A 241-nucleotide genomic window follows, 5' to 3' on the forward strand; every position below is an offset into this window, starting at 1 on the left:
AATTAAACATCTTCTCTAAACAAACGGCCCATCGCCGATAACTTCTTTGACGCGGGGTGGAGCAGCCCGGTAGCTCGTCAGGCTCATAACCTGAAGGCCGCAGGTTCAAATCCTGCCCCCGCAACCAAAATTAATGACACTTTCAATGTTCAACCAAGCCCTTGGCTCTTCCAGCCAGGGGCTTTTTTGTTATCTACAATGCGGGACCACTTGCGGCTCGATCCGGTTCCTACAATATCTC

At 50.6% G+C, this 241-nt stretch carries 1 tRNA gene; it reads left to right on the forward strand.

Annotation, left to right across the window (positions count from 1 at the left end):
* Positions 1 to 50: 50 nt before the first annotated feature.
* Positions 51 to 127 (forward strand) — tRNA-Met (locus DUT91_RS25430).
* The last annotated feature ends 114 nt before the right edge of the window (positions 128 to 241 follow it).

Source organism: Paramesorhizobium salinisoli, assembly GCF_003335045.1.
In the GTDB taxonomy this organism is placed as follows: Bacteria; Pseudomonadota; Alphaproteobacteria; order Rhizobiales; family Rhizobiaceae; genus Paramesorhizobium; species Paramesorhizobium salinisoli.